The sequence below is a fragment of the Fodinibius salsisoli genome (assembly GCF_026229185.1).
Taxonomy (GTDB): domain Bacteria; phylum Bacteroidota; class Rhodothermia; order Balneolales; family Balneolaceae; genus Fodinibius; species Fodinibius salsisoli.
On the sequence record NZ_JAGGJA010000001.1, the window covers coordinates 352,888 to 365,224 of the forward strand.

9 protein-coding genes are annotated in these 12,337 nt (G+C 46.4%); 3 read left to right on the top strand and 6 right to left on the bottom strand.

What is annotated here, in order from left to right:
- Window positions 1-321: 321 nt before the first annotated feature.
- The gene (gene ispE, locus J6I44_RS01280; protein WP_265764124.1) at window positions 322-1,194 is read right to left on the bottom strand and encodes a 4-(cytidine 5'-diphospho)-2-C-methyl-D-erythritol kinase; all 873 of its coding nucleotides are present in this window, start codon (window positions 1,192-1,194) and stop codon (window positions 322-324) included.
- An 89-nt stretch (window positions 1,195-1,283) separates the two neighbouring features.
- Window positions 1,284-2,717 carry a CCA tRNA nucleotidyltransferase gene (locus J6I44_RS20735; protein WP_265764125.1) on the bottom strand — a complete coding sequence of 478 codons (1,434 nt, stop codon included), beginning with the start codon at window positions 2,715-2,717 and terminating at the stop codon, window positions 1,284-1,286.
- Between the two features lie 147 nt (window positions 2,718-2,864).
- Here J6I44_RS20735 and J6I44_RS01290 point away from each other — a divergent pair, with 147 nt between their 5' ends.
- Window positions 2,865-3,797, top strand: coding sequence for a cation diffusion facilitator family transporter (locus J6I44_RS01290; protein WP_265764126.1), 933 nt, complete (start codon window positions 2,865-2,867; stop codon window positions 3,795-3,797).
- 163 nt (window positions 3,798-3,960) lie between these two features.
- Here the strand turns inward: J6I44_RS01290 and J6I44_RS01295 are convergent, their stop codons facing one another.
- Entirely contained in the window at window positions 3,961-4,968 is a 1,008-nt protein-coding gene (locus tag J6I44_RS01295; RefSeq protein ID WP_265764127.1) for a sugar phosphate nucleotidyltransferase, read from the bottom strand.
- Between the two features lie 125 nt (window positions 4,969-5,093).
- Here J6I44_RS01295 and J6I44_RS01300 point away from each other — a divergent pair, with 125 nt between their 5' ends.
- Together J6I44_RS01300 and J6I44_RS01305 are read left to right on the top strand one after the other, a co-directional pair.
- Window positions 5,094-6,758 carry a UDP-N-acetylmuramoyl-tripeptide--D-alanyl-D-alanine ligase gene (locus tag J6I44_RS01300; protein ID WP_265764128.1) on the top strand — a complete coding sequence of 555 codons (1,665 nt, stop codon included), beginning with the start codon at window positions 5,094-5,096 and terminating at the stop codon, window positions 6,756-6,758.
- Window positions 6,759-6,984: 226 nt separating this feature from the next.
- Complete coding sequence (locus tag J6I44_RS01305) at window positions 6,985-7,818, top strand: TolB family protein (protein ID WP_350356664.1); 834 nt, start codon at window positions 6,985-6,987, stop codon at window positions 7,816-7,818.
- A gap of 79 nt (window positions 7,819-7,897) precedes the next feature.
- Here the strand turns inward: J6I44_RS01305 and J6I44_RS01310 are convergent, their stop codons facing one another.
- The 3 genes from J6I44_RS01310 to yidC form a co-directional block, all read right to left on the bottom strand.
- A complete protein-coding gene (locus J6I44_RS01310; RefSeq protein WP_265764130.1) occupies window positions 7,898-9,229 on the bottom strand; it encodes an aminopeptidase P family protein in 1,332 nt (443 codons plus the stop codon).
- 75 nt (window positions 9,230-9,304) lie between these two features.
- On the bottom strand, window positions 9,305-10,132 hold the full coding sequence (locus J6I44_RS01315) for a type I restriction enzyme HsdR N-terminal domain-containing protein (RefSeq protein ID WP_265764131.1): 828 nt from the start codon (window positions 10,130-10,132) through the stop codon (window positions 9,305-9,307).
- A 394-nt stretch (window positions 10,133-10,526) separates the two neighbouring features.
- Window positions 10,527-12,332 (bottom strand): membrane protein insertase YidC, encoded by a 1,806-nt coding sequence (gene yidC / locus J6I44_RS01320; protein ID WP_265764132.1) that lies wholly within the window; start codon window positions 12,330-12,332, stop codon window positions 10,527-10,529.
- Window positions 12,333-12,337 lie beyond the last annotated feature (5 nt).

The following is a 12,337-nucleotide window of genomic DNA, read 5'->3' on the forward strand; positions in this document are numbered from 1 at the left end:
TTTTCGATTTTGCCTCTGGAGCAGGCCTGAATATTGTTTAAAGTATGAATAGAATCAATGGTAAAGATAGTGAACATAAACAGATAAAATAGTGGTAGACAATACGTTTTTGGGGCCTCAAGTAGGGACTTTGCCAAACTACACTTGTCATCCTGAATTCAGTTCAGGATCTCCTTGAAAAGATTGACATGGATCGTTGAGAGTCTGAAACCCCGAATGGTCGGAGGAGAAGGAAGACAGGCCCTGTGGAATGCCACTCTGTAAGCTTTACTAAACTTCGAAAGTTTAGTAAAGCTTAAGTTTAAAACACTCTCAACTCCTTCACCCTTTACGATAGATTCCATAGTCGGGCGTAAAACCCGCAGGGGTAAGACTGCAAGGTAGCTCCAGCTCCAACAATCCCTTGTAGGCCTCTGTTGCTACAAACTCCTGTTCAAAAACACCATAAACGGCGGAACCGCTGCCCGTCATGGATGCGTAAAGCGCTCCAAATTCATACATCTGGTCTTTCAGATTCCCCGCCACATGGATCCGGGGGAAGACGGTCTGCTCCAAATCATTGACCAGCTCATACCGCCATTCATCGAGCTCCGTTTGGGTCAGTGTCTTCTTGAGGTCGAAATCAGGTTCAGGGTTCGGCTGGCAGTACCGATACGCCTCGGGCGTACTACTCGACTCGTCTGGAAAACAAGTTACAATGGGATAGTCTGGCTGGATATCCAGCTCCTCAATTTCATGGCCTATGCCGTGCCCAATCCCGGTTTTCCCTTTGATAAAGAAGGGAACATCAGCGCCCAAATCGCGACTCAGATCAATAAGCTCATCATCACTAAGACCTAAGTCTTCGATTTTATTGAACATACGAAGGGTCAGGGCGGCGTTACTACTGCCCCCGCCAAGACCTGCGCCCGCCGGAATGCGTTTCTCCACGCGGATCAGGTAATTGTGCTGCAGTCCCACATAGCGATCCAGGGCAGCAATAGCTTTGTTGATCAGGTTGCTCTCATCGGTGGGAATATCCTGATCGCCGGAACTATCAATTTCGAGCTTCATCTCGGGTGCCTGCTCAACCTCAAAGTGGTCGCGCCAATCCAAAAAACAGAAGCCTGTTTCTATGCGATGGTAGCCAGTTGGCAGCCGCTCTAACACATGAAGTCCCAGGTTTATTTTGGCGTACGAATCAGCTATCCACATGGTTTGGTGATTAGTTATTTGAAAATTTGTTATTGGTTAATAGTTATCAGGCAACTCATTGAAGGAGTGAAACAAATAACCATTAACGATTAACCAATATACTCGTCTTTAATACTCATCATATACTCGAAGGCCGCATCGTGCTCATTGGGAATTTTGCCGTCCAGAATGGCTTCTTTGATGGCATCTTTAATATCACCGATAACCGGTCCGGGCGATATATCCAGCGCCTCCATAATTTCGTCTCCCTTTATTGGATTTTTCCACTTCCGCAGCCGATCCTTCGCTTCCACTTCTTCGATCTTCTGTTCTACGTAATCGAAGTTTCGGTTGTACTGCTTCACCTTGTAATCATTTTTGCTGGTGATATCGGCCCGGCAGAGCAGCATCAGGTCGTCGATGTCATCTCCAGCCTCATAAATAAGCCGGCGTACGGCACTGTCGGTCACTTCATCAGAGACCAACGCAATGGGACGCAGGTGCAGGCGGACCAGCTTTCGAACGTAGCGCATCCGTTCATCCAGTGGAAGCCCCAGACGACGGAAAATCCGCTTTACCCAGTGAGCTCCCAAAGCATCATGCCCATGAAAGGTCCAGCCGGTTCCCTGCACAAACTTTTGGGTGGCCGGCTTGGCGATATCGTGCATCACTGCCGCCCAACGTAACCACAGGTCGCCACCCATATCGGCTACATTATCCAGCACCTTGAGGGTATGCCAAAAGTTGTCCTTATGACGAACACCGCGCACTTCATCAACTCCGTGCAGCTTAACCATTTCCGGGAAAAAGTGGTGCAGCAAGCCGGTCTTAAACAGATGGGCAAAGCCGATGGAAGGCTTGGGAGCAAGCACAATCTTATTCAGTTCTTCGATAATGCGCTCTTTGGATATAATTTCAATACGATCAGCCATCTCTTCGATGCCCTGATAGGTTTGCTCCTCAATATCGAACTGGAGCTGAGTCGCAAACCGGATCGCCCGCATCATCCGCAGCGGATCGTCATCAAAGGTTTGTAGGGGATCTACGGGCGTTCGAACAAGCTGCTTTTTGAGATCCTGAATTCCGTGAAAGGGATCCATCAGTTCGCCATATCCCTCCTCATTAAGCGACCAGGAAAGAGCATTAATGGTAAAGTCGCGGCGTAGCTGATCGTCTTCGAGTGTACCGTCTTCAACAATAGGCTTCCGCGAATTGCGGCGGTAGCTCTCTTTGCGTGCACCGACGAATTCCAGATCCATATCCCGGTATTTGATATGGGCCGTCCCAAACTGTTTAAATACTGAAAGGCGATCGGTGCCAAGCAGCTCAGCTACCTTTTCCGCCAAGCCAATACCGGAGCCGATGGTTACAAAATCGATATCCAGATCCTCTTCTTTCTTGGTACGGTTCAGATAAAAATCACGCACATAGCCGCCGACCACAAACACATCCTGGTCGATGGCTGCACCTGCTTCTGAGATTGTTTCAAATACTTTTTTATGTTTTGGAGGGATATCTTGCACAATGCTTATTCCTTTTGCCACAAATCACGTAACACGGACCTTTACCTTATTTGGTATCACCGCGTCTATGTTCGTCTTTTAAAATGAGCGTAAAAATAAGAACAAATATACTTGCTTTCAGAAATTCTTTGCCTAATCTTTTAGCCTGTTTACTTTAATTTTATGACTGTGAAATCATCCTCTGCAAAAACGGCTCTACGTATTAGCCTCTTGGTCTCCGTAGTATCCCTGTGTCTGAAGCTAAGTGGATTCTGGGTAACCAGTTCTACCACAGCCCTGTCTGATGCCGCTGAGTCCATTATTCATCTGCTCGCCGTTTCTTTTGTGTATTATGGGTTGTTGCTGAGCACGAAGCCTGCTGACGAAAAGCACCTGTATGGCCATGAACGGGTAGAATTCCTTTCTGTAGGTATTGAGGGAGCAGTAATTATCCTTGCCGGACTTACTATTATTTATCAGTCTGTCGACAACTACCTGTTCGGCTACAACTTAACACAATTAATGAGCGGCGTATACCTTATTGGTGGTGCAGGACTGATTAACCTCGCATTAGGCAGCTACCTGATTAAAGTCGGGAAGCGCGAAGACAACATGATTGTCATTAGCAACGGTAAACATACCTTAACCGATGTCTGGACCAGCGCAGGTGCTGTCATAACCCTGCTGATCATCAGGTTTACTGACTTTACCCTGCTCGACTCTATCGTCGCGGCCTTGCTGGCCCTGTACATCATGTACGAGGGGTTCAAGCTGCTCAAATATTCGGTTGATGGCCTGATGGATTCCCGCAACCCGGAAGTAGATGAAGCCATTCGCCACGTTCTTTCCACTGATCTACCAGGTGCCATGCTCAATGTTCATAACCTGAGGCACCGCACAACGGGCAATACCACATGGATTGAGCTCCACGCTATTTTTAAAAAGGGAGTAAGTCTCAAATCCGCTCACAATGACGCGACCCTGTTAGAAAAAAAGCTTATCAATGCCGTTAAGGACGATGTCATTGTTACCATTCACCTGGAACCGGAGGGAGAACACGAAGATGTTCATCATCCGCTTCATGATGCCGACCAGAATCGCCCGCTGCAGGATTTTATTTGAGTGAGTTGTGAGCCTTGAGTGGTGAATAGAAATTAGAAATTTACCTCCCAGGAAGTAGCAGTAGAGTATCTCGTGTTGCTTATTTCGTGCAAGGCAACGTTAATACGCACTACGAAATACGGATTCTAACTACTCACCACTCATAGCTCACAACTCAAGACTATTACACCTCAACCCCAATTTTGGAATGATCACCCAGGTGCACTTCCTGGTCAACGCCCTTCAGCTCAGCATGGCGGCCAATGGTACAGCCTCTGATTTCACAATCTTCCAGTGTAGTATTTTCCTGTATCAAGCTATTTTCTACGGTACTTCCTGTTAGTTTAGATCCGGCTGCGATACTGGCAAAGGGACCAATGGTACAATTTTCCAGCTCCACATCATCGCCGATATAGACCGGGGGATTAATAGTCGTTCCTTCAAACTGTGCCTCATCAACCTCTTCGTATTCTTTCTCCACAATCTTACCGGAAGTATCCAGCCATGCCGGAAGCGTACCGCAATCCATCCATTCGTCCACGGTAGCTTTTTTAAAGACGTTATCATTTTTCAGGAGGCGATCCAGTGCATCTGTTAGCTGAAACTCCCGGCCATGACCACGAATATCATGCTCTAAGAGGTATTCAATCTCTGTTTTCAGTTTTTCAGCTTGTTTAAAGTAGTAGACTCCAATGATTGCCAGATTTGAAATAGGCTCACTGGGTTTTTCCACGAAGTCCGTAATTTGTCCATCCTTCTCCACAGCTACGCCAAAACGGGATGGATCTTCTACCTCCTTCAGCCAAATTACGCTGTCAGCATCGCCAATCGTTACCGAACCTTCCATATCAAAAATAGTATCGGCAAATACGATGATACACTCCCCGCTTAAATCCTGCTCTGCACAATATACGGCATGCGCTGTACCTTGTGCTTCTTCCTGAACACGAAAGGTTGCTTTCGCATCCTGCCGATCGCTCATTGCTTTCAGTGCATCCTTAATTTCCTGGCCAAAATCAGGGCCTAAAATAAATACGATTTCATCAATTTTTCGATCTAAAGTACGTGCAAACGTCTCTACAATGCGTTCCACAATCATTTTGCCCGCTACCGGAAGCAGTGGTTTCGGGATGGTATGAGAGTGAGGCCGGACCCTTGTTCCGCGGCCTGCCATTGGGATGATTAATTTCATATATTTGAGCCAATTTAGATGAAAGATTTTCGTAACTAATTGTAAAGCGGCGTTAATATAACAGAACTTCTATACTTTAGCGACCATAACGCCTTATTTAATCTTTAAAAACTGGTACGACACTATTGAGCTGGTATTTAAACATTCTTAACGGCCTTATCATTTTATTTGTGATCGTCATGCTCCGCCATACGGTCCTGCGCGCACGTTACTTTCTGCACATTTTTCAACAAAATGGATATAAGCTGAATGAGTTCTGGCACTGGATGATTTCCCATTGGGCGCAACGGGTGATTACTACCGAGCACGTGCTGTATAACATTGTTATAGCCGTACTCTTATTCTTTGTTTCAAATACGATCACCGGCAGCTCTGCAATTATCGTTTTAGGACTTTTTGGGCTTTTCTGGTTTGTGCCCTTCAACTACTACCGGGGAGAGTCTCCCAAAAAACCACTGGCCTTTACTCCGCGGATGATCCGCCTGACCATTCCCTTTGCCATTCTTGTTTTCGTAATTCCTTTTTTAAGCACCTATATCGCTTTTACCGGCCGATGGGTAGCCCTGATAAATAAAGATGTATTATATATAGCCGAGATGTACATTTTATCTTTTGGATGGGTGCTCGGTAATATAGCGGTTCCCTTTTTCATTTTTATTGCTGCCCTGCTTACCAAGCCATATGAAAGCTATGTGCACCGGTATTTTATTAAACTGGCCAAGAAAAAACTGGAGCGTATGCCCGACCTCACGGTTATCGCTATTACGGGCAGCTACGGGAAAACCAGTACTAAATTTATGATCCGGGACCTGCTCAGCGAGCGCTTTTCCGTTTGTTCGACTCCCGGCAGCTACAACACGCCGATGGGCATTTGCAAGGTCATCAATAACGATCTGGAAGCACACCACCAAGTTTTGGTGCTTGAGATGGGCGCCCGCTACGAAGGCAATATCGACGAGCTGTGTGACATTGCAGAGCCCGACATCTCGGTGATCACCAATGTAGGCCTTGCACATTTGGAGACTTTTGGCTCCCAAGATGCCATTGCCCGTACGAAATCCACCCTTGTTAAACGAACGAAACCTCATGGCAAAGCAGTCTTAAATGCTGACGACAAGCGCGTTGATGCAATGGGGGACCTCCGGGATGACATCGATATTATTCGTATTGGTCTTGAAAATGGAGAAATCCGGGCTTCGGATATCCAATACAACCAGGAAGGAATGCAATTTACGGCTTCAACCAACAACGAGTCGGTAACCTTCAATATGAGATTACTCGGCGCCCACAACGTGCAAAATATGCTACTGGCTATTGGGGTTGCCCAAACGTTTGATGTACGCTTAACGACTATGGCAATGGCGGCCAAACATATGGAGCCGGTTGAACATCGCCTTGAGTTAAAACAACAGGGTAGCCTGACGGTTATCGATGATGCCTTCAACTCCAACCCTACAGGCGCTAAAAATGCGGTCGACATTCTTGCTCAATTTAACAGCGGGCGGCGCATTATTATTACGCCGGGAATGATTGAGCTCGGCGACATCCAGGAAGAGAAAAATCGTGAATTTGGTCGACAAATTGGACAGGCAGCATTGGATTTGGTCATCCTGGTCGGACAAAATCAAACTGAGCCCATCAAACAGGGCATTCTTTCAACTGACTTTGACCCATCTAAGCTGAATACCGTTGCCAGTCTTTCCGAAGCAAATAGTCTGGCGCAGGAGTTTGCTCAGCCGGGAGATATTGTGCTCTATGAAAACGATTTGCCCGATAGCTTTGATGAGTAATATAGCAAAAGCAATATTATAAACAGTTAAGCTTGCATAAGCTCTTTAATTTTCCAACTATAGTTACATAATGTATAGGAGGCTTTTACAAAGTCTCCGTATAAATGTAACCTATTGGATTATGAATTTCATGAAACCCAGCTCTCCTTATCTTAACATCGTCCTATCGCTGGTTTGCATTATGTACCTTCTTCCGCTCCAAACTGTTGGGCAGGCGGACAGCATTCTGGTAAGTAAGCTTGAAACCTATAATATTGAAACCGGAGAGCGAAAGGTTATCTATCGTACCGAAGGACATGTTGAAGCGCCCAACTGGTCGCCCGATGGAAGCTACTTCCTCTTCAACAGTGGAGGCAATCTCTACACCATTCCAACAGCAGGAGGAACGCCTAAAAAACTTGACACCGGCTTTGCCACCAACTGTAATAATGATCACGGCTTCTCTTTCGACGGCGAACAGCTGGCTATCAGTCACGCTCCGGAAGGCGAAGGCTCCAAAATTTATGTAATGCCGGCAGAAGGCGGTACCCCCAAATTAGTTACGGACAACGCTCCATCCTACTGGCACGGCTGGTCTCCAGACGGCGATACCTTGGTCTATCCCGCCCAGCGAGATGGTGAGTTCGACATTTATGCTATCCCCGTGGATGGCGGCCATGAAATCAAGCTCACCGATACCCCTGGGCTTGATGACGGGGCAGAATATACGCCGGATGGTCGTTGGATTTATTTTAACTCGGTGCGTACGGGAGTGATGAAAATTTTCCGTATGCATCCAGATGGCTCCAATGTGGAACAGATTACGTCGAACAAACAATATGCCGACTGGTTTCCACATATTTCTCCGGACGGCAAACAGATTGTCTTCCTTTCTTATGATGCCGGTGTAGAAGGGCATCCGCCGTTTAAAGACGTAACACTCCGACTAATGTCTGCTGAAGGCGCACCCGAAGTCGTTGTCGATCTTTATGGCGGACAGGGGACCATCAACGTTCCCTCATGGGCGCCCGACAGCAAACGATTTGCCTTCGTCAGCTATGAGTTTATAACTCAAGAGTGAACAAGATACAGGCAAAATTAGCTCACTAAAACGAGCCCTTACTTCTGCCGATTCACTCACAGATGTACAGGGAGAAGCATTAGCTCATTACCTTCTCAATCTCATCGCGTTCTTTGGGCACATCGGTGATATTTTCATAGCCGTCTTCGGTAATGATGAGATTATCTTCAATACGTACACCACCAAAACTCATCATATCCTGAAGTTTCGAAGCATTTAAAAACTCCGAAACCTTATCATCTTCCAGCGCCGGTTTTAGAAGAGCCGGTACAAAGTACAGCCCGGGCTCGATGGTCAGTACCATTCCCGGTTGCAGCGTACGACGCATCCGCAAATACTTAACCCCGGGACGTTCAATACGTTCAACTCCTTTGGGATAACCTCCTACATCATGCGTATCCATACCTAAGAAATGACCCAATCCATGGGGGAAAAAGAGGGCAAAGACATCCTTTTCCATTAAATCATCAATACTGCCGGAAACAATGTCGGCATCTTTCAGGCCCTGCATCATGACGCGGGCAGCCAGAATATGCACATCCTCCATCTTGGCATCCGGCACACACGCCTCAATAGCCTGCTTTTGGGCTTCGAGCACAGCTTCATAGACCGTGGCCTGCAGCGAAGTAAATTCTCCATTAGCCGGATAGGTCCGCGTAAAATCGGAGGCATAACCATTGCATTCATAGCCGGCATCAATCAAAAAGAGATCTCCATCTTTAACCTGCCGGTTGTTCTCCACATAGTGCAAGATGGCACTATTTTCTCCAGCTGCGTAAATGCCGTTATAGGCATCCTGCATAAGTCCGTTTTCAATCTGGTGATAATCGAATACCGCTTTTAATTCGTATTCATACTTTCCGGGTTCCAGAGCTTCTAAGACGCCACGGTGGGCAATATTATTTACTCGTGCCGCTTCTCTCATTTGGTCAAGTTCCCAGTCGGTTTTAAAAACCCGGCAGTGGGTTACAGCTTCGGGCAGAGCATCCAGATCGATAGACGTTTTACGGTCAAACTCTTCGATAAACTCGGCCTGCTTCTCGTCGATGCAGTATATTTTTTGGGGATCGAGTTCTTTGAGTATTTGCGGAAGCTTACCCTCATAATGCAGATGGTCGGGGTTATACTCCTGCTGATACTGCTCCTTCGTCTTTACCCGTCCATGCCAAACTGCATATTGCGCATCCCGTTTGGGTGCAAACAGATGGTACTCCTGACGCTCAAGATCCAGGATAAGGTGAAAGTCGGGCTCATTTACACCGGTCAAATACCAAAAATTGGATTCCTGCCGAAAGGGGAACTCGTAATCCGTATCATAGCGATACATGAGATCAGCCCCCTTCATATAAACGATGGCATTTTCTTCTTCATCAAATAGTGAAAATAATTTGTCGCGATGTAAATGGTGCATAAGAGATTTTGTTGATGAAAATGAGTCTGGAACTTACGATAAAATTGTGGTTCAAAAAACTATGGGAAACTAAATCTAACCGATGGTTTCAGCGATCAGCTCATATAGCTGTTCGGCTGTTTTAGCCGTATCCGATGTTAGGCTTTCAACGACCTCACTACCATCAACAGCATGCATCCCGGCCCCTGAGTAGATGGTTGCATTCTGTGCCTGGCTGTCAAATAACAAGTCCAGGTTAACTACCAGCACTGCTTTATTGTGACTATTTTCATTGAGGATAGCCACCAGTCGGCTTCCCCCAAAGGCCGTTGTTAATATTGAGAACGCAAGTCGTTCGTGATCAGAGATGCCCTGTAGTATATAGTAATGACTGAGGTCCAGATCTGACAGCCTTTGGCTAAACGACAAGAACTGAATCGCTGAAGAGTTTTGGGAGTGCCAGAGGGCAGGGAGGAGCTCTCCCAGCCATTTTCTTAACGCCGGTGCCGCTTCGGATCCCGCAAAGCCCCGCTTTTGCCAATCTACATACTCATAATCGGGAGATGGGGATTTATTATCCAATAATTCCGGCTGTTGCTCCAAGCTCTTAACCCCTTCATTTTTCACCTCGTACCAGAAATCAGCTACGCCGTTGGTCAGCAATAAAAATGGAGCACCAACATTCTGATTGTACCGCGCAACCTGCTCAGCCGTATTGTTTGATAACGATATATATTCCGCTTTACATTCGACCAGGATCTGTGGATTAAACTGCTGGTTGTAGCAAATAATATCGGTCCTCATCTTGCTGTCGGCTAATTTGCCAATCGCTTCTTCGGTGGATATCCGATGCCGTGACCATCCCGCTAAGAGAAGTGCTTCAATGATGCGCAAACGTACTCGCTCTTCAGGTCGGTTTTTCAAAGGCTTTCGATGGATTGGATTCCACAACCTTTTCTCGCCTTCCCTCCAAACGATCTGAGGATATGTGTACTTCGCAATGCTATCCATAAGCGGTAAATATAGCTTTAAATGGTTACCAAATAAAAAAGGCCCCGAATTTACGGAGCCTTTTTCTTCAAAACTACTTTTCACTCTGGCTGCTTCAAGGTCAAGCGCCCATGTTTGAAACTAAGTATTAGAGGCCTATGCAAAACTGGGCATGTCACCCTGTCCCGAATTCATGGGATCAGGATCTCCTTAGAAAGACTGCCAAAGGCATATAAGATTCTGAAACAAATCAGAATGACAAGATGGTGTAGCTTTGCAAAGCTCCCATTGATAATAAGCGCAGAGCTTATCACAGCAAAAGCTTTTACTAAGCAGCCACCGCTTCTTTGGCCTCTTTTTCGTTATCAATTTGGCGATAAATTAACAGCTGCTGACCGATTGATACTAAGTTATAAATGAGATAATAGAGGCTAAGCCCTGCTGCAAAATTGTTGAAGATGAACAACAGCATGAAGGGGAATACGTACTTCATCGCACTCATATCCGGTCCGGCGCCTCCGCCTCCACCACCGGGACCCATGCCGCCGGTCAGTTTACTTTGCAGGAACATGGCTCCCGTCATCAGTAAAACAAAACCTGCTATTTGATCGCCCATAAATGGAATACTGAATGGGAGGTTCAAAATATAGTCAGGAGCCGAAAGGTCACTGGCCCAAAGAAATTCCTGCTGGCGTATAAGAATAGAATTCTGGAAAAACCTCCAAAGTGTAATCAGAATAGGTAGCTGAAGCAGGTTCGGCAGACATCCCCCCAACGGATTGACCCCTGATTCTTTATACAGTTTCATGGTGGCTTTCTGCTGCTTTTCAGGATCATCCGCGTACTTTTCTTTAATCTCTTTCATTTCTGGCTGCAACTCTTTCATCGCCGCCATACTACTATAACTCTTCTTGGTCAGTGGGTAGAGGACCATCTTAATCAAAATGGCGAATAAGATAATCGCCAGCCCTACATTCATATAATCCTCAACAAAGCCGAAGTAGGGAATGATAATATATTTTACCAGTGGATCGGATATCCAGCTCAACCACGAGTAACCCGTATCCACCATATCATAGGCTTGTTCGTTGTATACCTTGAGAGCATGGTATGACATCGGCCCAATATACATCTGAAAAGAAGCATTTTGCTGGGCAATTTCCGCGGTTATAGAAGACTTATAGTGGTGGGTAGTAGATGGCAGATCCGAGGCCCCGCTTTGCTCACCAACAAGTCTTGCAGATTGTGTGGGATTATCCGTTTTGATAATCTGAGAGAAAAACTTCGTTCGGGTTGCCACCCAGTCAATGGTTCCATTATAGGTCTGTTCATTCTCTCCTGCTTCGCTCAGTTTTAACCGCTCTAACTCTCCTCCGGTATGAACATAAGCAGACGCATGCGTCGCTTCTCCATCGATATTCTTTTCCGTAAAGTTTAGCCGTGACTCCCATCCAAAATCAACGGTTCCCCCGATTATAGTCTGATCAAGCCCCTCGAAACTGATATCCAGATCAATTTCATAGGAGTCACCATTGAGGGTATAAGTGTACACCATGCGCTGTGAATCACTGAGATTGAATGCATATTGCAGCGTCTTGGTTTCTCCTTCTTCGAGCCTGAGATTTTGGCCCGATGTAAGCGGCTCAAAAACAAGCTCGTCGGTCTCAACGTTGTAATTCTGATTGGTCAGGAAACCCAAAGAGTACGCAGACTGTGTGGTATCTCTGATCATGCGTATGGGCTTATGGTCCCAGGTTTCATGCTCTTTGAGCACAAACTGGGAAGGGCCGGCCCCAACATTGGTGAAGGTAGCTTTGTAGAGCGGAGTTTCTACGATAGTTTCTGTAGTATCTCCAGCGCTGGCGGCAGAAAAGGCCCCCATCTCAACCTGCTCATCCTGAGGTTCTGACCTTGAGGCGGTATCAGGCTGGTTGTTGTTACTGCTGCTATCAACGGTGGGATCCGCTTGCTGCTGTGTGGGCAAGCTGTCTGTTTGAGCAGCCGCAATGCTATCCTGGCGGGCTTGCTCTGCTTTGCGTTGTTGCAGTTCTTGCTCCGAGGGCATGGTAAAATAACTCCATGCCACCATTACAATTAATATTAGTACTAATCCGGTTACGGTATTACGATCCAAGAGAA

Coding starts and splice junctions, on each gene's coding strand:
- J6I44_RS01295 (WP_265764127.1), bottom strand. CDS start 4,968: ATGAAATTAATCATCCCAATGGCAGGCCGCGGAACAAGGGTCCGGCCT.
- ispE (WP_265764124.1), bottom strand. CDS start 1,194: ATGTGGATAGCTGATTCGTACGCCAAAATAAACCTGGGACTTCATGTG.
- J6I44_RS01310 (WP_265764130.1), bottom strand. CDS start 9,229: ATGCACCATTTACATCGCGACAAATTATTTTCACTATTTGATGAAGAA.